This is a genomic window from Enterocloster sp. HCN-30185 (assembly GCF_037890305.1).
In the GTDB taxonomy this organism is placed as follows: Bacteria; Bacillota; Clostridia; order Lachnospirales; family Lachnospiraceae; genus Enterocloster.
The window spans coordinates 1-23,279 of the sequence record NZ_JBBKBT010000006.1 but is presented as its reverse complement, the minus strand read 5'-3'; the positions used below and the strand labels follow the sequence as shown (position 1 = coordinate 23,279).

Genomic DNA, 23,279 nt, shown 5'->3' with positions numbered 1-23,279 from the left:
AACGATGAAAGAAAAAGTTGTTTTAGCTTATTCCGGCGGTCTGGACACCACTGCTGTTATTCCGTGGTTAAAGGAAAATTTTGGATATGACGTAATCTGCTGCTGCATCGACTGCGGACAGGGCAAAGAGTTGGAAGGTCTGGAAGAGAGAGCAAAGCTTTCCGGCGCTTCCAAATTATATATTGAAGACCTGGTAGATGATTTCTGTGATAACTACATTATGCCCTGCGTAAAGGCAGATGCTGTTTATGAGAATAAATACCTGTTAGGTACCTCTATGGCCCGTCCTGCCATCGCAAAACGCCTGGTTGACATCGCCCGCAAGGAAGGTGCAGTTGCCATCTGCCACGGTGCTACCGGCAAGGGAAATGACCAGATCCGTTTTGAATTATCCATCAAGGCTCTGGCTCCCGACATCAAGATCATCGCTCCCTGGCGTATGACCGATGTATGGAAAATGCAGTCCCGTGAGGATGAGATTGAATACTGCAAGCAGCACGGCATCGATCTTCCCTTCGATCACAGCCACAGCTACAGCCGCGACTGCAATATCTGGCACATCAGTCATGAGGGACTGGAGCTTGAGGATCCTTCCTTAGAGCCAAACTTTGCAAATATGCTGGTACTTGGCGTTACTCCTGAGGAAGCTCCCGATCAAGGCGAATATGTAACCATGACCTTTGAAAAGGGCGTTCCCACCAGCGTAAATGGCGTACAGATGAAGGTTTCCGATGTGATCCGCAAGTTAAATGAGCTGGGCGGAAAGCATGGTATCGGTATTGTAGATATTGTAGAAAACCGTGTAGTAGGAATGAAGTCCAGAGGCGTTTATGAGACTCCCGGCGGAACCATCCTGATGGAGGCTCACAAGCAGTTAGAGGAGCTGGTTCTTGACCGCGCTACTATGGATGTAAAGAAGGACATGAGCAACCGTATGGCTCAGATCGTATATGAAGGAAAATGGTTTACTCCTCTGCGCGAGGCTGTTCAGGCATTCGTAGAGTCCACTCAGGAATATGTAACCGGCGAGGTTAAGTTCAAGCTCTACAAGGGCAACATCATCAAGGCCGGAACCACCTCTCCTTACTCCTTATACAGCGAGTCCCTGGCTTCCTTCACCACCGGCGACCTCTATGACCACCATGATGCAGACGGATTTATCACCCTGTTCGGCCTGCCATTGAAGGTTCGTGCAATGAAGATGGCTGAGATGAAGGCGGAGAAGAATAGTAACTAAATATTTTATAAAACAAAGAGAAGGGCATTGTAAAACGAAGTTCCTATGGAAGCTTTCCGTTTTGCAATGCCCCTGTTTCATTGAATTCCTCATATTAGAAAGATTTTAACAGAATGTTTGAAACAATTAAGTTACAATTAATTACAGTTACAGTTTGCGGAAACTCAAAAAGAAAATGAATCTTGGCAGCCGCAATAAACGTTGTATAATGATAGCAACAGAACCCACCACGCCTCTGATTTTTCATGCGCAACCCGGCGAGACTTTCGACGGAGTGTTACGATAAGCACTCCGCCATTTTTATTTCATATTTTGTTAGGCCGCTTATCCGCTGTATCAAAAAAGGAGATGAACGCCATGCATATGAAACGTTTCATCTCCTTTTTAGAAAAACAACCGCTTAAAGCCCGGCTCTACAATACCTCCAGTTCTTCAACATACCTGACCTCCTGAAAACTGGAAAAATCTGCAATGACCTGAACATGATCGGCAGGAGCATTTAAATCCACCCAGAATACAGCTCCCACCAGATCTCCCACTGTATCCTTGCTCCGATTGATCTCTACATCATAAATCTTGTAATTTTTATCCCTCATCATATGGATAAATTCTCCCAGAGCTTTCATGGACTTAAATTCTGCAAAAAAACTGATTTGCTTTGCATTTTTGCGAAGACGGGTATCCAGCTTTGACATACACGAAAATACTAAAAGCAAAAAAATTCCGCATGTGATAGCTCCGGCATAAAAACCGGCTCCCACTGCCAGCCCCAGACAGGCAGAAGCCCACAGACCGGCAGCCGTTGTAAGTCCCTTCACCTGTTTGGAAGTGATAATGATGGTTCCAGCTCCGAGAAAACCGATGCCGCTTATGACCTGGGCTCCCAGTCGGGAAGGATCTCCTGTATGAAATGTTTCAAACAGAAACTGACCGGTAAGCATCACCAATGCACTGGCCATACACACGATCATGTATGTGCGCAGACCGGCAGGACGTCTCCTTCTCCCGCGTTCAATGCCTAAAACTCCCCCCAGAAGAAGAGCCAGCCCAAGGCGCATGACCGTTGAAAACAGATTCACATCGGAAAGCATGGCGATCATATCCCTCACCATCTCAATCTTCTCCTCCTTCTCCCTTTCCCGCAGCTTCAAAACCGCTATCTCAACACAAATAATCCCCCGGATTCTTTAATATTCTTCCTGTGCTTTCGTTCCTTCCATAATAGACACACCGTTGCTCGTTCCAAGACGGCTACACCCTGATTCCACGTATCGTTTCGCATCTTCCGTAGTACGGATACCGCCGGAGGCCTTCATCTTTGCCGGTATCTTCAAGTATTTCTTAAACAGCTCAATATCTTCAAAATTTGCACCTCTGGAACCATAGCCTGTGGATGTTTTAATAAAATCCGCATGGGTACTTTCCACAATGCTGCACATGGCTTTAATCTGCTCCTCATTGAGATAGCAGGTTTCAATAATAACCTTGAGAATTTTTCCTCTCTCATGGCACAGCTGTACCAAAGCGGCTACCTCCTGTTCCACGTACGCCTCATCTCCCTGGATCAGACGTCCTACATTGATTACCATATCGATTTCATCTGCTCCATTGTCCAGAGCTTCTCTGGTCTCAAACAGCTTCGTCTTAGTAGTATGAGTACCAAAAGGGAAGCCTACTACGCTGCAGACAGCCACATCGCTTCCTGCCAGCTCCTTTGCTACCAGCGGAACATTACAGGGGTTCACGCACACCGACGCGAAATGATATTTCTTTGCTTCGTCACAGATTCTGATAATATCCGATTCCATTGCAAAAGGCTTTAAATATGTATGGTCAATATACTTGTTCAATTCCATTTTTTCCTCCATGTTTATGCATTTTCCCTTTGATGCAGGAAGCACAGGTTTGATTCCTGTGCTTCCATACGTTATAATACTTGCTTTGTTTATTTAGCTAAAAGAGCTTTCGTCTGCTCGGAGATTGCTGTTACAGCCTGCTCCGGTGTATAAGAAGGCTCCTCAATGCAGCGCTGAATCTCTGTCATCATGATCTCAGAGTGGATCTGTGGATAATCCTCATTGATGGGTCTTGGAATATCCGTGTACTGCATCTGCTCCAGGGCAGTCTTGGCATTGCCATTAGCGCTGATATACTCCTGATATACATCTGTATCTGCTGCAGCCTGGCTGGAAGGTACATAACCAGTCTTTGTAGCCCAATATGCTGCAACCTCAGGGCTGGTTAAGTATTTCAGGAAATCCATGGTAGCTGCCGAATCTTCTTCCAAACCAGCCATCATTACCACATTCGCTCCTCCGGTAGGAACACCAAACCGGGTATTTTTAGGAAGGAATGCAGTCCCTACTTCAAAATCACAGGAGCTGTTCAGAGTACCCAGATCACCGGAAGATGTCACAATCATGCCAGTGATACCTGCGGAGAAATCTGAGCGGGCTGCTTCATAGGAATTGTACTCTTTTCCTGGAGGCGCCTTCATGATGCCTTCACTGATCATGCTCTTCCACATAGCCAGAGGTTCTGTTCCCGTCTCGTTGTTAAAGCCTATGTCTGTCTCATCCTCATTCAAAATCCGTCCATCCGACTGCATAATAAATGCTTCGTAGAACCAGGCGTCAATGGGCATCTCAAATCCCCATCGCTCGTCGGGAATAGAAAGCTTTGCAGCATATTCTTTCAGTTCATCCCAGGTCTGAGGCGGAGCTTCCGGATCCAATCCCACTTCTTCAAACATATCTTTATTGTAGTAGAACATAGGAGTGCTGCGGTTAAAGGGAAGCGCATATAATCCCTCTCCCCAGTCACAGCTGCTCATAAGGCCTTCAAAAAACATACTGGTATCCAGCCCTGCCTCCTGAGCCAGTTCTGTCATATCCTGAAGAACGCCATAATCTGCAAACATTTTTGTACGGCCCATTTCCAGCTGTGCTACATGAGGCATCTCGCCGGAAGTAACTGCTGTCTGCAGCTTGGCTGCCATATCATAATAGTTTCCCTGGAATTCTACCGTCACATGAACCTTGTCCTGGCTGGCATTATAATTATTTACAATCTCTTCAATCGTCTCACCCATACCGCCGCTTAAACTGATCCAGAACAGAACTTCCGTAGCATCGGGATTCACAGCAGATGTCTCCCCAGCCTCTGCCTGAGACTGGTTTTCTCCCTGAGCTTGCGTCTGCGCCGCCTCCTGAGTCTTTTCAGCGTCCGCCTGGCCGCCTCCGCATCCGGACAGCAGCGAGGTCATCAGCAATGCGCTCATTACCAAAGCTCCTCTTCTTTTCATAAAACGTACCTTCCTTTCTCCTCCTTGTAGGAATTTATTTTAAAATTTCTTTTAAAACCGTACCTTTTGCATCTGGCAGATCGAACCCGAAAATCTTTGCAAACGTAGGTGCCTCGTCGATGATCCGCTGTCTGGGGATCACTGCCCCTTTCTTCACGTCCGGTCCGGCTATCATAAATACAGGCTGTGGGCCCTTGTGGGGCAGATGGCCGTGAGACGCTACCGAGAATTTATAATCGGAATTATCCGGCTTCACTAAAACTTCCCCGGTGCAGGCAGCTCCAAAGCTTGTCCCTGCCATTCCTTCCAGCACATACTCAAAATCTCCGGTAAGATGCTGCTCTTTCTCCACCTCTTCCTTATTATATACACATTCCACACCATAGGCAGGATTCTTCCTCATCTGGTACAGCAGCGCTTCCAGCTTATCCCTCACCTCTTTGTCTGCCGGATCTTTTAACACCACCTGACAGGACAGCGAGGTTGAATTACAATAAGCATCCCAGCTGGCAATCCTTCCATTTTCATCCAACCGGATGAAGCCTTCTTCTGCTAAAAGAACATTGGGATTGAACATCTGCTTCACTGGCAAATGGCCATGATCGCTGATCACTGCAAAATTTGTATCTTCATAAACCCCTGCATCCATAGCAGCCTCCATCAGGCGGCCAAGCCAGTCATCATTGGCAATGATCGCCTGGTTCACAGCCGGCCCATGAATCCCATTGGCATGTCGGGTATGATCCAGATGGGACAGATGAATAAACAGTATATCCGGCTGATAACGGCGTATGATATCGCAGGATGCACCTACCATCATGTGATCCATAAAGGGCTGGGTGGTTTTTCTCAGCTTGTGCCAATGGCGCTCCATAACTCCCCCCGCCTCAAACATGTTTTCACTGCATCCTGTCTTTAAAATAGGTCTGGGATCCACTTTATCATTCTCAGGCCAAATCTCTGCCACCAGCCAGTCCACATTGGGATCTGCTCCCATACAGGGCCAGCCCACGCACGCAGTCGTAAGCCCCTGCCGGTGAGCCACATCCAAAATGGTATCCACCTTTAGATCCTTATGGTACCAATACCAATCCGGCGAAGGATTTCCCACATCTAACTTCTCATTATGGTAAATTCCATGGAACTCCGGCCAGGTTCCCGTGATAATGGATGCATGGGCGGGATATGTGAAAGAAGGATAGACACTCCTCATCCCGCCTTCCGCGTAACAGCCTTGATCCAGTATCTTCTTAAAATTAGGAAGAGTTTTTAAAAATTCCATGTCCTCGTCAAACAGCGAGTCCACCGACAGTACAACTAATTTCTTTTTCATGTGCAGCCTCCGTTTTTATTTAATTCCAGAATAAGCAAATGCCTTGCGAATCTGTTTATTTGCAAACAGATAAACGATCAGGATCGGAACCACCAGAAACATATTTCCAGCCATCAGGACATTCCAGAGCCTTCCGCCCTCCTGGCTGTTCAACATAGCCACACCGATCGGCAGTGTGCGGTAAGCATCCTTAGTCGTCATGATAAGCGGCCAGAAATAGGAATTCCAGCTGGAAATAAAGCTGAGAAGTCCAATCGTAAAAATAGCCGGCCTTGCCATGGGGATCATAATCCTCAAAATGATTTTTAACTCTCCCGCATCATCCAGTCTGGCCGCCTCAATAATCTCCTCCGGGATCTGCATAAAATACTGCCGGAGCAGGAAGATTCCAAACGCGTTGGAGATAAACGGAAGAATTTGGGGAATCAGGCTCTGGAGCAGCCCTGCCTTGCTGAACATCAGATAAATAGGAATAAAGGTAACCTGCTGAGGAATCATAAAACCAAGCAGTACGATACCAAAGAAAAATCCCTTAAAACGGAATTTACATCTGGCAAAGGCATAAGCCGCCGGTACAATCACCAGATACTGAAGTACCAGAACAGTCAGGCTTACAATCAGGGAATTCTTAAGAAACGTTGCCACATCCACCATTTCCAACGCCTTTACATACCCTTCTGTTGTCCAGTTGGTAGGGAGCAGGGTAGGCGGATAAATCGTTGTCTCCTTATACGGTTTAAAAGATGTAAATACCATCCAGATAAAAGGATACGCGATCAGAAAGATTAAAAGAAGCTTTAATGCCGCATTCAACGCTCCTCCCAGAATGCGTCCCTTTTTTTTCATAACTGTCTTTTTCACGTCGCAGCCTCCTTTTTATTGATAATGTACCTTCTTGCCCAGGAAGAAGAAATACAGGAAGGTTAAAATTCCTACCATAGTCAAAAGCACTACTGCCTCTGCCGTCGCCGGTCCCAGCTTTAAGTACTTAAAAGCATCCGAATAGATCTGGTATACCAACGTGTTGGTGGAGTTCACCGGGCCTCCCTGAGTCATCAGATTTACCGTCTCAAACACCTGAAAGGAACTGATGGTAGCCACAATCGTAGTGAAAAACAGAGTAGGACTGATCATAGGCAGGGTAATCCGAAAGAATGTACGGATTTTGGGTGTATCATCAATCTCGGCAGCCTCATAAATGTCCTTTGGTACTCCCTGCAGAGCCGCCAGAATTAAGAGTGAATAATATCCCAGGCTTTTCCACACCATCATGCCTACCAGAGATGCCAATGCAGTTTTACTGCTGGCTAAAAATGGGAAGGGCTTTAAGCCCAATGTGCGCAACACATAATTGATTGCTCCAATCTGGGGATCCATGATCCATAAAAATACCGTAGATACAGAAACCAGAGAAATAATATGAGGGGTAAACACTGCTGCTAATGTCACACTGTTTAAACGCTTCTGAGCTTTTCCATTCACCCATACAGCAAGCAAAGTAGCCAGTACCATAAGGATTGCCACCAGACCAACGGAATAAATAAACGTATTTTTCAGAGTCGTGTGAAAATCCACACTTTTGAACAGAGTGATAAAGTTTTCCAGGCCTACAAACTCCCTCTTTTTACTTAAAAGGCTTCCATCCCGAAGGCTGGAGTCCAGCAGGTAAAAAATAGGGTAAATCGTAAAAATCCCCAGAAGCAGAATGGATGGAAAAATCAGAAGATAGCCTTTTAAGGCATCCTTGCGGTCATGATTCCAAAAGTTCCCCTTCTGTTTTACAGAACCTTTTTTATCCTCCATACTCTACACCCCTTTCTCCACCTGTTCCAAAGCCTTTTTAATCTCCTCTGTCACAGGAATGCGGTTTCCGTCCTCCCCAAAGGCAAAGACATTCTTTTCCCGGATGTACAGACGGCATTCTTGCCCTTCAATATCATCCTCCGTCTTTACCATCACCTTTCCAAAGGCCGTTTCAATCGAATAGTTCATCTCAGCTCCCAGCTGTTCCTTGGTAATGATCCGTCCCTGAATGGAAAGGACAGCGTCTCCCGGATCAATGAGGGAAGTCTTTTCCGGCCTGAATCCCACCCGGATCCCTTTCACCATATTGCTCACAATATTCATGGGCGGCGTACCAATAAACTGGGCTGTGTAGACATTCTGGGGATTGTGATACATTTCCTTAGGCGTAGAGCGCTGCATAATAATGCCCTTATCCATAAGGATAATATTATCTCCCATACTCATAGCCTCAACCTGATCATGGGTCACATAAATGAATGTAGTTCCCAAACGCTTGTGCAGTTCAATCAGCTCCACACGCATCTGCTGACGCAGCTTGGCATCCAGGTTGGACAGAGGCTCGTCCATCAAAAATACCTTGGGATTTTTTACCATGGCTCTGGCCAATGCCACACGCTGTCTCTGTCCGCCGGACAGTTCAGATGGCTTTCTGCTCAGATACGGCGTCAGGCCAACAACCTCGCTCACATCGGCAATCAGTTTATTTCTCTCTTCCTTCGGCACTTTTTTATTCTTCAATCCAAATTCGATGTTGTCCCGCACGGACATGGTGGGGTATAATGCATAATTTTGGAATACCATAGCGATGCCCCGCTTGCCCGGATCTACATCCACTACGTTTTCATCATCAATAAAAATTTCTCCTGATGTGGGTTTTTCCAGTCCCGCGATCATCCGTAAGGTGGTTGATTTTCCGCAGCCGGAAGGTCCTACCAATACAGTAAAGGAACCGTCTTCAATGGTAAAATTAAGATCCGGAATGATCACGTCCTTTCCGTAAGCCTTATGAATGTTCTTCAATGTGATTGAACTCATGCTCTATTCCCCTCCTTAAAATTTAATCTGTTCTTTTTCAATAAAAACGTCTATTTCTTGCTTTGTTGGCATAGCAGGGGCCGTTCCCAGCTTCGTCACCGCAAGATTCGATACCACGTTTCCATATCGAGCTGCAGAAAGAAGCTCCATTCCCTGACTGAGCCCTGCTAAAAGTCCTCCGTTAAACGCATCTCCTGCTCCGGTGGTATCAAGCACTTTCACATTATAATTTCCAATGATTTCCTCGGTCTCTCCGTCATAATAATACACGCCCCGCTTGCCGATGGTGATGATCACCCGCTCCACGCCTTTTTCCATAAATGCCCTGGCCGCCTGCCTGCACCCTTCTATGTCATCGCAGGCAATTTCTGTAAGGATTCTGGCTTCCACCTCATTAGGCGTTACCAGATACAGCTTAGAATATAACTCTTCTGAAAGCTGCTGTACCGGCGCCGGATTTAAAATCACACGAATCCCCATATCGTAGGCCATGGAAATCAATCTTTCTGTAGCCTCCCGATTGATCTCCATCTGAAGAAGCAGGTATTCACAGCCTGAAAGTGCCTCCTTAAGCTTTTCCAGATCCTCCTCCTCATAAGTGGCGCTGGCTCCTAAAATCACGATAATTTCATTCTGGGAGGTAACTTCATCCACAGAAATCAGTGCCGCTCCTGTGGCAGCCTTCTCCGTCTCAAACACATAATCCATGGAAATCCCGTTTTCCGCAAAGGAGGCCCTGGCAATCTCTGCAAAGCTGTCCTTACCAATCTTTGTGGAGTATACCAGATTGCTTCCTGCCCGCTTGGCAGCCACTGCCTGATTCCCTCCTTTACCTCCCGGTCCAGCCTTAAAAAAGCTTCCCATCACCGTTTCTCCCGGCTCTGGAAGATGAGGCGTCCTGGCCATAAGATCCACAATAAAGCTTCCAATCACCGCCACTTTTTTCATAACCTGTCATTCTCCTTTTCCTGTTTAATCTGCCGGCCTGCACAGCCGTTCCGAACCGCGGATAATTAGCTTGGGAATCAGAATGATTCTCCGCGTCATATCAGTGCGTTTTCCATTCATCATTTTAGCCAGAATTTTAACAGCCTGATGTCCCATCTCTTTGGTGGGCCTGCCTACCACCGTAATTTCATAGCCAAGCTGATTCAGGATCGGAATGTCATCGAATCCTATCACCGCCATATCCTCCGGTATTTTAAGCCCTTCCTCAAAAAGGCGGGAAAGACAGCCGATCGTCATATGGTTGTTAGAAGAAAAAATAGCCGTTACCTCCGGATGTTCCCTTAATATCATTTCCGTGGCCTCTCTGCCTCCCTGAATACTAAAATGCCCCTCATAGATCAATTCCTCCCTTAAGGGTACATTCATAAATTCAAATGCATTGCGGTAGCCTTCTTCTCTTCCACGCCCCGGCACCGTATTTAAAGGGCCAGAAATCATGGCAATATTGCGATGCCCGTTTTCTAAAAGAAGCTTCACTGCATTAAAGGCCCCATTTTCATTATCAATAAATACACCGTCCAGCTGAGAGTATTTCACATCCCTGTCCAGTAAAACTACCGGAATTTTCATGTCGATCAAAAGATTTAAATACTCATTGTTCATATAGTCATTATCATCGGATGTGGGAGTCATAATGATCCCGCATACATGCATTTCCTTTAACATCCGAAGATACCTCACTTCTTCCTGGTCGGACTCCTTCGTATGGCAAATAATGGTGGTCAGTCCCGCTTCCCTGGCATATTCTTCGATTCCCAAAATGCACTCTGAAAAAAAGGAATTGGACAGATCTGGCACCAGAATTCCCACAATTCTGGTATCCATCCTGGCACTGCGTACCAGTTCCCCTGCTGTTACCTGAAGCTGTCTCATCGCTTCTTCCACTTTTTTTCTGGTTTCCGGCTTTACCTGCTCCGATTGATGTAACACTCTTGAAACAGTTGCAGCAGAAACATTGGCTTTTTTTGCAATTTCTCTTACGTTTACGGCCATCCGCTTCCCTTTCTGCGGGTTCTGTTTCATCCGCCTATTTTTGGTCATTTCGTTCCATTTCTTCTTTATATTTCTATATAATCACACATTTTGCACAAAGTAAATGTACACTTTTCACATTCTTTTATCTGTCTTGTTGGATATTGTGTCGAAAATCAGCTGTTTTTTCATTCCGTTTCATTCTGTTTCATAAATTCCTTTGCCTTTTATCATTTGACTGCCGCTTGCAAACCATGCCGGCTGTTAAAATAAACATTACAAAGATATACCCTTTTTTAGATTTCAGCCCACCGGATCGGATGAATATAAGTATAAAAAAAGAAATGTAAAATTTACTATCAGATTTTGGAAAAACTATTGTAAAAAAATCATAACGTCATGATACTAAAATGTACACTTTTCACATTCTTTTATCTATCTTGTTGGATATTGTGTTGAAAATCAGCCGTTTTTCCATTCCGTTTCATTCTGTTTCATAATTTGTTTTTGCTTTTTTTTAACGGCTGTGCTATTTTGTAGTCAGAGACAGAAATAACCACTTTTATCATCAAACTGCTGCCTGCAAATGATACCGGCAGTTAAAATAACGATTACGGAGGTACACATTATGTTAAGAGGAATTCCAAACTGTCTTTCCCCTGATCTTTTAAAAGTCCTTGCAGAAATGGGTCATGGAGATACTCTGGTCATTGGAGACGCGTTTTATCCCTCCGCCTCCAGCGCCCGCCACAGTATGCTGGTGAGAGCTGATGGAGTACGGGCTACAGAACTTTTAGACGCGATTCTGCATTTTTTCCCTCTGGACGCTTCTGTAAAAGCTCCAGTTCTGATCATGGACAAACAGGAATGTGACAAAGACATACCCACCCCCATTTGGGAAGAATACCGCCAGATCGTCCGGCGCCATGACCCCCGTGGTGATGACTGTATCGGTATGATTGAACGTTTTGATTTCTATAAGGCTGCAGAACATGCTTATGCTGTAGTAGCTACTGGTGAAACTGCACTCTACGGATGTATCATCCTTCAGAAAGGTACTCTGTAATTCCCTGCAGGATAAACTGGCTGCCAACAGAGTTTCTCTGAATTTTTTCATGTATAAATGTATAAAACGAGGGTACCGCCCAATCATCTGATTTGATAATGATTGGGCGATACCCTCATTTTTATGGCGCTCAGACCGTAGTCCCTCTCCATTTCACAATATTCTTAAACACAACCTCTGTATCCTTCTTTTTTCCGTCCAGCAGCTCTAAAAGCTCTGTCATGGCACGTTTTCCCTCTTCCTGCGCCGGGGGGATAATAGCGGAAACCGGCGGGCTGGTCATCCGCGTCCAGCCTTCGGGGTCAAAGCCAATGAGCCCCAGATGCTCAGGAAAAAGGCGTTCATAATCCGGAAGGGAACGCAGCGCCTGAAAAACAGCCTTTAAAAGTTCTGAAGCCGCTACATAGATCAGGGTATGGAGACTTAAATCCAGTTCATCCTTTAAGGCCTCAAAAATCTGAGCCGACCGTGCGCCGGACTGAACGTACAGGGTTCTCCCCTCCAGTCCTGCATCCTGTAAGGCATCTCTGTAACCGGCTGTATTCTCGAAGGCAGTTCCCATAGAACTCTCACCATCAGAAATCATCAGAAAGTCTCCATATCCCTTTTTGATACATTCTGTAATCACCTGATAGACGCAGTCATAATTATTTCCCTTCACATACCTGCCTTTAAAATCATAGGGCTTGGCCTCCAGATAGATAATGGGCTTGCGCTTTTTTTCCAGTTCGCCAGCCAGCATTCCAAACCGGTAGGTGGCCTGAATGATAAATCCCTCTGCCCCTGCTTTTAACATCCGTTCCACATGCTCCCGCTCGTTTTTAAAGGTATAGCCGCTGCTTCCAATAAGAATCTGATACTCCGTCTCACCGGCTGCCTCTCCCATTCCCTTTAAGGCTCTGGCACAGTAGGGATCTGCCGCATCCTTTAAGATCACGCCAATGAGACCGCTGCTTTTGGCCTTCATGGCTCTGGCCGCCGCGCTGGGCTCATACCCGGTTTCATCAATAATCTGCTGAATCCGCTGCTGGGTTTCCTCAGACATCTTATTGGCTTTTCCATTGAGGTAAAAAGACACGGTTGTCTTGGACACGCCTGCTTTTTCCGCAATTTCATTTATCGTCAGTTTTTTCATGCTCTGTTCTTCCAATCTTCTACCAAACTTATACTTTACTATACCACAAAAAAACGGGTTGGGAAATGCTTTCCCGGCGCTCTTTTTAATTTCTGAGCCGAATCCAGGTCTGTTCTCCTCCAAGTCTGTGGACAGCTCCCGCCTTTCCATAAACAGGGACTCCGCTGCACTCATACATCTTTCCCCCCCGGAAGGTCTCACGGTTCCATACTAAAAAGGTCCAGGATTCTTCCTCTGACAGATGGAAAGTTTTGGCAGTGACACGGCCGTCTGATACCGGCTCCCCAGCCCCAAATTGATATACTTCAGGAGCCGAAACCTGTACTCCGGCCCCACAGAAAGCACTGCTGCTTACAAAAGAGTCTGAAAAGCTTCCTTCTTTTACCAGACACATACTATCCGAAAGTCGGTTGTACTCCAGTGAAACCTTACAGCTTTCCAGCTGAAATGGAATCGGAACCGGCTGGGTCCATGGCCCATGCTCCTGCTGCTCTCCCAGCGCCTTTAACTGTACAGATCCGTTTGTAAGGAGAATCTCATCTTCTGCCGCCCTTGCTTCTGCATCTGGATCAAGATGGTAATATTCTCTTACCGTATGCTTTCCCTCACACCAGATATCATTGACAATCAGCCACAGCCCCTCTCTTGCTGTCATAACCTTCCTCGTAACCAGACAGCCTTCTCCGTTTGCAAGCCTTCCGCGGTAAGCCATCTCGCAGTAGGAGATTCCTTCCTTTTCCCGGTAATATGTCTTAAAACAATCCCCGTAGGAATGAAAGCTCCATGAACCGTCCGGACGGATCAAAGAACCGTCGTCAACCACACAGACATTGTGGGCCTGAAGCATTTTAAACTCCATCCTCAGCGGTTCATCCTCCCGGTAGGAATACCGGCCGCTGTCAATCAAAAATGGTTTTCCCTGATAGTACAGGGAAATGTGCGTCAGATCCCCATGACCATGACCGCTTCCCTGAGGGCCGCAGGAAAGGTATGTGTAGTTTGCGTCCTCTTTCCAGCTGCTCCGTATATAGATATTACCTGTATCCTGGGCATGATAGTCCAGGCGCTCCGGCTCCCGGGATACAGCTGCTTCATACCGCTCCGCTCCCTTTCGTCCAAAAAGCCACAGGCTTTCCAGATCCAGAGCCTCATATCCGCCAAACCGGAATACGCTATTTCCAGTAAGAACAGACGCCTTTACCATAATGTCCCTTACATCAGTCCGGTCACTGTCACACTGGGCCGGCTGCCTGTGATCTGGACCGGCACAATAAAGCACATAGAGGCTCATTTTCTCTATAAGGGCTTTCAGCCAATCCCATTCCTCCGGAAAATCGCTTCTGTATCTCTCTGGACACAGATTATTTTCTTCCAGTTCTTTCCATTTCATCAGCCGCATGGAGGCCAAAAGTACCTCCATATGGTACATGACAGACTGCTCCCAGTGGGAACCGTCATCCATAACCTGCAAATCAAGCTGGCGCTTTAACTCCTGCCAGGCCCATTTTCCCGTATCAGGATGACAAAGACTGTCTCCGAACAGCAGATAACCCTCGCAGATCGCTGTTGTCTGAAGAAGCCCCCAGTTGCTTAAGGTATATTTCCCGATGTAACGCTGTCTTAAATTTTCAAACTGCTCATCCAGCTTTAAGAGAAGCTCATCCAGCTCCTCCTGCGTGAGCATCCCGTTTCCTGCCAGATGGAGGATCAGATCTTCCCAGTTCATACAGCGGATTCCCGTATCTATGGTACGGGTGCTGTCAGAGCCTTCAGGCAGTATGGGATTATGACACATCCAGTGAAACAGATACCATTTCAGCTTATCTGTATAAGCCTCGTTTCCTGTCAGGTAATAGGCCATCATAAGCTTATGAAGGTAATCATGGCGGTTTAACATAAATATCCACTCCGGATCCCCGTTTGGCGTCCTCTGCCACTCCATCTCTGTCAGGGTATAGGGCTCTCTGCATGGCTCCATATCCCATTTATCTGCAAACACAAAGGTCTGATCCATCAGCTCCCCGGCCCGTATAAGAAGCTCTTCCGCCTCTGCTTCCTCCCGTTTTTTCATATAACCAGCTGCAAACTCCGGATCAAATCCTTTTACAAAATTCTCTGCCCGTTCTGTCACGGCGGCGAGAATCTTCTTTCTTTCCTCTGTCATTTTTTCTCCTTTTAATGCACCAACAGGGGAGCCGCCGAAATGCGTCTCCCCTGGGTAAATCTCCCCTTTTGGAATCCTTTTTTATGCGATCACATGAAGGCAGGACAGTACCACGCCGATGATGATCGTTAAAACAACTAACTTGTAAGTGGTCCACTTCTTTACCTTGATCAGGTAGAAGATCAGACCTGTAAATAATACAGGCAGCAGATTTGGCGCAATAGCGTCAATCATGTCCTGAATTGCAACGATCTTCTGCTGGTTATCAGGCATCTGCGCCACATACTGGATTGGCGTTGTAATCTTTACAAAGTTTACAGCCAGTCCGGAAATAACGGTTACGCCGATCATGCTTGCCACGCTGGAAATCTGCTCCATACGGGTGCTCAGGCTTTCGATAATGCTGGTTCCTACCTTATATCCCCACATACCGGTCGCGATCTTTAAGGCTAACAGCACCAGGTTCATTCCCAGGAAGAACAGGATCGGTCCCATGATCAGGCCTTCCTGTGCCAGGGATGCGCCGATGGTTGCAAAGAGAGGCGCCAGACAGAACTGAGCCAGGGAATCGCCGATACCGGCCAGAGGGCCCATGAGGGCCATCTTGATATTGCGGATTTCCTTGGAAGGAGTCTTATTTTCCAGCATAACCAGATGAAGGCTGGTAATAAATGGAAGGAAATGGATATTTGTGTTGAAGAACTCGATATTTTCCCTTAATGCTTCCTGAAGCTTATCGTCATCATCTTTGTACAGCTTGCGAAGAGCCGGATACATTACATTGGCATAGCCAAGGCCCTGATAGTTTCCATAGTTAAATCCGTTCTGCAGGAAAAAGGCGCGCAGAGACGTTTTTAAATAATCTTTCTTTTCCAAACGATTAGATGCCATCTTCAAACTCAACCTCCACTTCTTCTACTGAATCTTCACCCTTTCTGCCGGCATTGAAAAATACCAGCAGCGCGATTGCTGTTCCCAGGATTGCCACGCCCATTACAGGAAGCTTCATATACGCAATTGCAATGTAGCCTAAAAGCACGAACGGGATCAGCTCCTTCTTTGCCATTACGTTTAAGATCATGGCAAAACCGATGGCAGGAAGCATCTTTCCAGCCATTCCCAGGCCGGTGCTCAGCCATGCAGGAATCAGGGAGATAACCTTCTGAAGTCCCTCTGCACTGAATGCTCCTCCAAAGCCGATGATAAAGCCTACCAGAGCGAAAATACATACGGTAGCGTTGGCTGCCAGACGAAAGCCTCTGAAATCCTTGCGGTCTAATGCCTTGTATGCAAGACCGGTCAGAGTCGTTGCAAATGTATAAGTAGCTGTGATCACGAACTGGAATGCGACTGCAAACGGGAAGGATAATGCCAGGGCAGAGCCTGTATCAATGCCGGAATCCTTCATGGTAATTGCCATAATGGTTCCTACGATACCAGGTCCCATTGGGTTTGGCGGAACGGATCCGCCCTGAGATACGCCAAATCCCATAAATGCAAGCTCACCGACAGCTCCCATTGCAAGTCCTGTAGGAAGATCTCCCAGGATCAGACCTACGCCTGCAGACATAATCAGACACCGGTTCGTATAAATACCGAACAGCATACCTGCCAGACAGAATGCGGTCCACAGACCGATCAAAACACACTGCGTAATTGAAATAGTCACTTTTTTTCCCTCCTGTATCCTTTATAAATACTTATTCAGATCGACCTTTCCGGAACCGTCGTCACCGGATGCTGTTGCTCTTGTATTGAATGTAATTCCATAGGAATCGCGAAGCTCTCTTAAAGCAGCCTTATCTTCCTCGCCCAGAGCGATATATTTGCTGATCTCCTCTTTCCCTGGAGCTCTGTGGATATTTCCCACATTGATCTCCTTCACCGGAACGCCGCCCTTTACCAGACGCAGCGCATCTGCCGGAGTCTTGCAGACAATGAAAATGGTCTGCTTGGGAGAAGCCTTCATGATCACGTCACAGGTATGCTGAACAGAGAAGAAACGCATGGCAATGGTCTTTGGAACAACTGCCTTCATTAACATCTGCTGCATAGGATCCTCGCTTGCGCCGTCATCTGCAACGATTACTGTATTTGCACCTAAAGCCTTGATCCAGAGCTGTCCCTGTCCGTGGATCAGACGCTCATCAATACGAAATGCTACAATATTTGGTTCTGCCATTTTTAAATCCTCCATTTTTTACCAGTATAACTGCCAATCTTTATAAAACCGCAGTAAAGCTTCCATATAGAAATAATCTCCCCAGATATTTCCCTCATCCACACCTTTACCGGAATGCCAGGAGTAAACGCCATGAAGCAGGATAGGTGCTCCCGGATGCATATCCGGATTTACATATCCCTGAATCAGAGAACGCAGGATGCCGTGCATGGCTCTCCGGTAGGTTTCCTTCTCTTCATCCGTCTCAGGCAGATACTTCATCATCTCATGCATACCGCACACAGCCACAGCCGCTGCTGAGGAATCTCTGGACTGTCCGGAGCCGTCTCCGAAGATCAGATCCCAGTAGCACACATCATCAGCCGGAAGACGGTTTAAGAAATAATTCGTCATGCCCTCAAACAAGTTAAATGCGCTTTCGTCCTTTGTGTAGCGGTAATTAAATGGAATACCGCTGATACCCCAGGCCTGTCCTCTTGCCCATGCAGAATCATCACTGTAGCCCTGACGTGTTACACCCTTTAAAGGAGCCCCTGTCTCCGGGTCAAAGTAAAATGTATGATAAGCGGAAGCATCGTCTCTGATTACATAGTTGCAGGCTGTTTCATAGTGGCGCTTTGCCGCGTCTGCATACTTCTTATCTCCTGTTGTCTCCGTTGCCCAGTAAAGCAGAGGGATATTCAAAAGACAGTCAATAATGAGACGGTAATTATCTCTGGCTCCCAGTGCTCCCCACGCCTGAATGAAGCCTCCCTTTTCCTGAAAACGCTCCATCAGCTTGTCTGCCGCCAGAATTCCAGCCCGCTTTCCTGTCTCAGAACCGGTCAGTTTATATCCTGCCACACAGGAAGGAATGTAAAGAAATCCCAGATCATGGTGATCCAGTTCAATACGCTTCTCCACTCGATTTAAGAAAGAAGCCATATTTTCCTCAGCACGTTTCCTGAACTTCTCATCCTTGGTGTACTCGTAGCAGAGCCATAAAAGACCGGTCCAGAAGCCGTCTGTCCATTCGATGTTGTCAATGATCTCATATGTACCCTGTTTTGCAGCTGGCCATGGGAAGCGTGTGCCGAAATACTCCATATTCAGCTCTGTCTGCTTCACTACCCGGTCCATGGCTGTTTTTACCTCTTCCTTTGTAAGGAAGGGCATATTCAAAAAATGCTCCCGATTCTTAATCGGTTCAACCTGAATCGTCTTTATCACTTCGTCCTCCTCCTTATCTTCCGGCTTTTGCCCCGGTATCTTACAGGCCGTCCTCAAACTCAGGCGCTTCCTCTTCTTCCTCGTCTGCCAGAGCTTCCAGACTGCAAAGTCCCTCTTTTCCCGCCTTCATCACACCTGCTGCCAGCTCTTCTAAAGAACCGTACATCACTCTTGAAAATACACCTTCCACAAGCGCAGGCATATTGACACCAGAAACTACTGCAAAATGCTTCTCTGTCTCTTCCATCTTAACAGCGGCTGCCATATTGAAAGGCGTTCCTCCGGTAAGATCTGCTAAAATCAGAATCTCCTGTTCCTCCAGACGGTCTGCTGCCTCCTTTAACTGCCCTTTCAGTTCTTCGGAGCTCATCCCCTCTGTAAAATCAACGGCTTCTACCTTTTCAGGCTTACCTGCCACCAGACTTACCGCGCTTAAAAGCCCGGTTGGAAAATGGCCATGTCCTGTTATGATAATCCCTGTCATTTTTCCCTCATCCTTTCTGAATCTGTCACAGATCTGTCAATCCTTAATCTGCGAACAGTCACCCTGTCCTCCCCGAACAGGTTTACTTTTGTTTACCATTCGTATTTCTTTTTTACTTTGTGATATCCCGTACAGCTGTATCTGTTGTCTTTGGTAAATTGGTTTACCTATGGCTTGAGTATAGTGTTTTTGATAATTCCTGTCAATACTTTTTTATTTATTTTCTTATATTCTAATATTTTACACAATTTATATATAATGTTTTTGTACACATTGTACGAATCACCGTATTTATGCAACTCTCATTTCTCTTACACGCGTCTCTATTGTTTACCTAATTTCTCCCTATTGGTTTACCATTCATCTTCCAGGTTTTGTGTTTACCTTCTTTTGTTATCCCCGCGGTCATTTCAAAAATCCGACTATTTTCTACGCTTTTCCAATATATAGCAGCAAAAAACGGATCTGACCGGCAGGCATTTTTTCCTCCGTTCAAATCCGTTTACCAAATATTTCTCTCTCTTAAGTAAATTTTACCAAACTTCCGCTTCTGCTCTTTCTGCCGTGTATCAGGTGTTCTTCAGTATGACACGTTCTGCCGCATTTGCCGTATGTTCACAGGCATCACAGCATTTTTCCAGATAAATATAGATTTCTCTCCAGACAATTACCTCCAGAGGATCCGAACCCTCTGTATGCAGCCTGCGCATAGCCTGTATAAAAAGGCGGTCTCCCTCTCCTTCCAGTGTATGGAGTTCCACCATAAGTCCATAAAGCTTTTTTGACTTTTTAAAGTTTTTAAATTCCTCCATAAGCCTGCTTAAGGTTTTGCAGCAGCGTGTGATCAAATGGGCAAATGCTTCCGCATCCGGACGGATCATACGGATATTGTTGATATAAAGCCGGATCATCACATCCTCAATCGTATCGGTCACCTCATCGATTGCCTCACTGAGCAGGATAATATCCTCCCGTTCGATCGGTGTGATAAATTCCTTTACCAGGGCCGCCAGCATCTCACGCTTTTTCTGATCTGCGGCATGTTCGATTCCATGGATTTCATCCAGCCTTTCTGATAAATGGGTCACGTCAAACTCTTTTAAATTCCGTTCCAGCATACGGGCAGCCTCCTCCCCGTACTCTGCACAGATCACGAAATTCTTAAAATAATAATTGTCGCTTTTTTTTGACATTTTCCCTCCCAAGCATTCTGCTTTTCCTAAAACAATACCATAAAAAGCTTCGCCATCAGAAACCCGATCACTCCGCAGCCTGGAAAGGTCAGTACCCACGTCAGCATCATTTCCCTTACGACCTGAAAATTGACAGCCGACAGCCGCTTTACCGCTCCCACGCCCATTACAGCCGTTGTCTTTGTATGAGTGGTACTCACAGGAATCCCAAACACAGAGGATAAAAGCAGGCACAGCGCTCCAGCCAGATCAGCAGAAAATCCCTGATATTTTTCCAGCTTTACCATATCCATCCCTACTGATTTAATAATCTTTTTTCCCCCAATCGAGGTTCCTGTCCCCATGATCAGAGAACAGAGGAGCATCATCCATACAGGAAGCCGGATCCCTGCTGCATTGTCATTTCCTTCGGACAGACAGATTCCAAGAAGCAGTACCCCCAGAAACTTCTGCCCATCTTGAGCGCCATGCATAAAAGCCATAGCTGCCGCTCCTCCGATCTGAGCTCCCTTAAAAAAACCGTCTGTCCTTCTCCGGTCGAATCTCCCGCACAAAACGGATACCAGCTTGCAGACAAAAAAGCCCAGAACAAACCCCAAAACCGTCGAAAGTCCCAGTCCGTAGATGACCTTGATCCATTCACTGCCATTGATGCCCCAAATGCCACCCTGCATTGCAATGGCAGCGCCTGAGAGCCCTGCGATCAAAGCGTGGCTCTCACTGGTAGGAATGCCGAAATACCAGGCCAACACCGCCCATGCCACAATGGCAAACAGAGCCGCGCAGAGAGCTATGAGAGCCCGATGATTATCTCCCCCAAAATTTACCATATTTGTAATGGTCATGGCCACGGTAGAATTTACCATAGTCATCACCATTACTCCGGCAAAATTGCAGACAGCTGCCATGATGATCGCCAGCTCCACATCCATAGACCGTGTAGAAACACAGGTCGCAATGGCATTGGGGGCATCCGTCCACCCATTTACGAAGATCACACACAGGGTCAGAAAAACAGTGATCATTAAAGCCGGACTTCCAAGAACCTGTTTCCAGAAAAAGGCGAATGAAAGATCCATGTAAGTTCCATCCTTTTACACATTTCAGTTTCATCTTATCACGACCTGCATATGATGTAAAGGCACGGAGATTAAAACTTCTGCATCCGGTCAATATCTATAAAAAATACGGTAGCTCCGCCCACCTTTACTCCTTTTGTCACATCCACCATTGTCATACCGTTAAATTCACTGACCAGGCGCTCCTCTTCCCGCTCGGTACAGCTGCTGCGGATATAGCCCAGTATTTCCTCTTCTCTTTCTTTTGGAATACATACCATCAAAGTAATATTTCGTTTATTCAGATACAGTCCTTCTGTACAGAATTTAGTTGCCAGTACATGATTGTGGATAAATGCACTGGACAGCCTGGGAAAATCCAATTCCTGAACAATAATGATCAAAAGCTCCATACCCGCTCTCCTTTCCCTGTCTTATGACAGACCTGTAAGCACACCAAGAATCACAGCTGCAGAACCGCAGGCTGCAAGCAACGCCTGAAAACGGATCTGAAATTTCGCCCACTGGCCCCATTCCAGCCTGGCTGCGGCAAGGGCTCCCAACAGACAGCCCGATGTCGGAACAATAAAATTCGTAAAGGCATCGCCCAGCTGGAAAGCAACGACTGCCACCTGACGCTCCACGCCTACCAGATCTGCTAATGGCGCCATGATCGGCATAGTGAGCGCTGCCTGCCCGGAACCGGAAACAACAAAGAAGTTGAACACCGACTGGAACAGATACATAAACCAGGCAGAAATCACTGGCGGGAAATTCTTCATCCCATCACTGAGCGTATGAAGAATAGTATTGAGAACGGTTCCCTGAGACGGATCTGTACCACCCAGAATGATAATGATCCCCTGCGCCATACCTACACAGAGAGCCGCTCCCAGAAGATCTGCCGCTCCATGGTCAAAGGCTCTTGGAATATCATTCAGCCTCATATCATTTAAGTGAAATGCAACGCCAATGATGCCTGCCGCAAGGCCCATTACAAAAAACTGGGAGGCTATCTCCGGAATATAATACCCCTTTTCCACTACGCCCCAGATGGTCCAGATGATACACAAAAATACATCCAGGATGACCAGCTTGTGCCCCAAAGTAAAGGGAAGCTCATCTCTGCCCCGTTTTGCAAATTCCTCGCGATACTCCTGATCGGACTCATAGGCTGCAGATAATTTCGGATTTTTCTTTATCCTTGCCGCGTACCGCATGGTAAATACAATTGTAAGGACTGTAAAAAAGATCCACAGCGGGATACGAAACCATGCGCCGGACATAACCGGAACTCCGGCAATTCCCTGTGCCACAGCCAGACCAAATGGATTCTGCCAGGAGCTACCAAAGCCAATCTGAGTTGCCACATAGCTGCACATGATGCCTACGATCGCATCATATCCCATAGCAATAAACATGGGAACCAGGATCATTACAAAGGGAATTGCCTCTTCTCCCATTCCAAAAACTGCTCCTCCCAGTGAAAACAGGGTAATCAGAATCGGAATCAGAAGAATTTCTTTTCCATTCGTCAGATCGATCACACGCATAATGCCGCTTTCAATGGCACCCGTCCGCAGAACAACGCCAAAGGCTCCTCCTACCACCAGGATAAATGCGATGATTCCCACAGCGCCGGAACTCTTATCTCCTGTGGTAAGACCTTCAAAAACATAGTTCAGGATACCTCCCCGGTCTCCTACACTCTCTGTGCCAAAAAGAGGTGCTGCCTGGGTGACTTTATCTCCGTTTTCATCCAGTACATAACGGAAGCTGTCCGGATCCACTACTGTTCGGGTCTTTTCCTCCCCATTCACAGTGTAGGTAATCGCCTTTGTGTCATACTGTCCCAAAGGGATAAAAAGCGTCAAAATTGCCGCCACAAGAATCACCCCAAAAATAATAATATAGGTGTGTGGCATCTGAAAAGATCGTTTCTTTTTCTCCATTTATTTCCTCCATAAATTTCATTTTCAGCAGTAACAATTATATCACTCAACGCCTTATTTCATCAAGGAGCATTTTCTGTTTATATGTTTTTACACACGAAAAAACCGCCCTTTCAGGCGGTCTCACACTCATTCATACAT

At 46.4% G+C, this 23,279-nt stretch carries 22 protein-coding genes; 2 read left to right on the top strand and 20 right to left on the bottom strand.

Annotation, left to right across the window (positions count from 1 at the left end; genetic code table 11):
- The first annotated feature begins 4 nt into the window (after positions 1–4).
- On the top strand, positions 5–1,237 hold the full coding sequence (locus WKT10_RS08490; protein WP_066543591.1) for an argininosuccinate synthase: 1,233 nt from the start codon (positions 5–7) through the stop codon (positions 1,235–1,237).
- Between the two features lie 413 nt (positions 1,238–1,650).
- Here WKT10_RS08490 and WKT10_RS08485 read toward each other — a convergent pair whose 3' ends face one another.
- The 9 genes from WKT10_RS08485 to WKT10_RS08445 form a co-directional block, all read right to left on the bottom strand.
- Positions 1,651–2,388: an MgtC/SapB family protein gene (locus tag WKT10_RS08485; protein ID WP_242962920.1), complete on the bottom strand. Its 738-nt coding sequence runs from the start codon at positions 2,386–2,388 to the stop codon at positions 1,651–1,653.
- Between the two features lie 36 nt (positions 2,389–2,424).
- Entirely contained in the window at positions 2,425–3,093 is a 669-nt protein-coding gene (deoC, locus tag WKT10_RS08480; protein WP_066544011.1) for a deoxyribose-phosphate aldolase, read from the bottom strand.
- An 89-nt stretch (positions 3,094–3,182) separates the two neighbouring features.
- The gene (locus tag WKT10_RS08475; protein WP_066543590.1) at positions 3,183–4,541 is read right to left on the bottom strand and encodes an ABC transporter substrate-binding protein; all 1,359 of its coding nucleotides are present in this window, start codon (positions 4,539–4,541) and stop codon (positions 3,183–3,185) included.
- Positions 4,542–4,575: 34 nt separating this feature from the next.
- Entirely contained in the window at positions 4,576–5,874 is a 1,299-nt protein-coding gene (locus WKT10_RS08470; protein WP_066543588.1) for an alkaline phosphatase family protein, read from the bottom strand.
- 15 nt (positions 5,875–5,889) lie between these two features.
- A complete protein-coding gene (locus tag WKT10_RS08465) occupies positions 5,890–6,735 on the bottom strand; it encodes a carbohydrate ABC transporter permease (protein ID WP_242962919.1) in 846 nt (281 codons plus the stop codon).
- A 15-nt stretch (positions 6,736–6,750) separates the two neighbouring features.
- Positions 6,751–7,677 carry a carbohydrate ABC transporter permease gene (locus WKT10_RS08460; RefSeq protein WP_066543586.1) on the bottom strand — a complete coding sequence of 309 codons (927 nt, stop codon included), beginning with the start codon at positions 7,675–7,677 and terminating at the stop codon, positions 6,751–6,753.
- Between the two features lie 3 nt (positions 7,678–7,680).
- Positions 7,681–8,715: an ABC transporter ATP-binding protein gene (locus WKT10_RS08455; RefSeq protein ID WP_066543584.1), complete on the bottom strand. Its 1,035-nt coding sequence runs from the start codon at positions 8,713–8,715 to the stop codon at positions 7,681–7,683.
- A gap of 15 nt (positions 8,716–8,730) precedes the next feature.
- Entirely contained in the window at positions 8,731–9,663 is a 933-nt protein-coding gene (gene rbsK / locus WKT10_RS08450) for a ribokinase (protein WP_066543583.1), read from the bottom strand.
- A gap of 24 nt (positions 9,664–9,687) precedes the next feature.
- Entirely contained in the window at positions 9,688–10,764 is a 1,077-nt protein-coding gene (locus WKT10_RS08445; RefSeq protein ID WP_081422808.1) for a substrate-binding domain-containing protein, read from the bottom strand.
- 559 nt (positions 10,765–11,323) lie between these two features.
- Between WKT10_RS08445 and WKT10_RS08440 the strand changes: the two genes are divergently transcribed.
- On the top strand, positions 11,324–11,761 hold the full coding sequence (locus WKT10_RS08440; protein WP_066543581.1) for an RbsD/FucU family protein: 438 nt from the start codon (positions 11,324–11,326) through the stop codon (positions 11,759–11,761).
- A 130-nt stretch (positions 11,762–11,891) separates the two neighbouring features.
- Here WKT10_RS08440 and WKT10_RS08435 read toward each other — a convergent pair whose 3' ends face one another.
- From WKT10_RS08435 to yfcC, 11 genes are all read right to left on the bottom strand, one after another.
- A complete protein-coding gene (locus WKT10_RS08435) occupies positions 11,892–12,896 on the bottom strand; it encodes a LacI family DNA-binding transcriptional regulator (protein WP_340276659.1) in 1,005 nt (334 codons plus the stop codon).
- An 85-nt stretch (positions 12,897–12,981) separates the two neighbouring features.
- Positions 12,982–15,060, bottom strand: a complete 2,079-nt coding sequence (locus WKT10_RS08430) for a heparinase II/III family protein (protein ID WP_340276656.1) — start codon at positions 15,058–15,060, stop codon at positions 12,982–12,984.
- 81 nt (positions 15,061–15,141) lie between these two features.
- Positions 15,142–15,951 carry a PTS system mannose/fructose/sorbose family transporter subunit IID gene (locus WKT10_RS08425; RefSeq protein WP_066543574.1) on the bottom strand — a complete coding sequence of 270 codons (810 nt, stop codon included), beginning with the start codon at positions 15,949–15,951 and terminating at the stop codon, positions 15,142–15,144.
- The gene (locus tag WKT10_RS08420; protein WP_066543572.1) at positions 15,941–16,729 is read right to left on the bottom strand and encodes a PTS mannose/fructose/sorbose/N-acetylgalactosamine transporter subunit IIC; all 789 of its coding nucleotides are present in this window, start codon (positions 16,727–16,729) and stop codon (positions 15,941–15,943) included. Before WKT10_RS08420 ends, WKT10_RS08425 begins: the two co-directional genes overlap by 11 nt.
- A 21-nt stretch (positions 16,730–16,750) precedes the next feature.
- Positions 16,751–17,242, bottom strand: a complete 492-nt coding sequence (locus WKT10_RS08415; protein ID WP_066543571.1) for a PTS sugar transporter subunit IIB — start codon at positions 17,240–17,242, stop codon at positions 16,751–16,753.
- 18 nt (positions 17,243–17,260) lie between these two features.
- Entirely contained in the window at positions 17,261–18,397 is a 1,137-nt protein-coding gene (locus WKT10_RS08410) for a glycoside hydrolase family 88 protein (protein ID WP_081422822.1), read from the bottom strand.
- Positions 18,398–18,491: 94 nt separating this feature from the next.
- Positions 18,492–18,935 (bottom strand): PTS sugar transporter subunit IIA, encoded by a 444-nt coding sequence (locus WKT10_RS08405; RefSeq protein WP_066543569.1) that lies wholly within the window; start codon positions 18,933–18,935, stop codon positions 18,492–18,494.
- Between the two features lie 569 nt (positions 18,936–19,504).
- Positions 19,505–20,128: a DUF47 domain-containing protein gene (locus WKT10_RS08400; RefSeq protein WP_066543568.1), complete on the bottom strand. Its 624-nt coding sequence runs from the start codon at positions 20,126–20,128 to the stop codon at positions 19,505–19,507.
- 26 nt (positions 20,129–20,154) lie between these two features.
- Positions 20,155–21,207: an inorganic phosphate transporter gene (locus WKT10_RS08395; protein WP_066543566.1), complete on the bottom strand. Its 1,053-nt coding sequence runs from the start codon at positions 21,205–21,207 to the stop codon at positions 20,155–20,157.
- Between the two features lie 71 nt (positions 21,208–21,278).
- The gene (locus WKT10_RS08390; protein ID WP_066543564.1) at positions 21,279–21,599 is read right to left on the bottom strand and encodes a cyclic-di-AMP receptor; all 321 of its coding nucleotides are present in this window, start codon (positions 21,597–21,599) and stop codon (positions 21,279–21,281) included.
- A gap of 21 nt (positions 21,600–21,620) precedes the next feature.
- Positions 21,621–23,138 carry a putative basic amino acid antiporter YfcC gene (yfcC, locus tag WKT10_RS08385; RefSeq protein ID WP_066543562.1) on the bottom strand — a complete coding sequence of 506 codons (1,518 nt, stop codon included), beginning with the start codon at positions 23,136–23,138 and terminating at the stop codon, positions 21,621–21,623.
- Between the last annotated feature and the right edge of the window lie 141 nt (positions 23,139–23,279).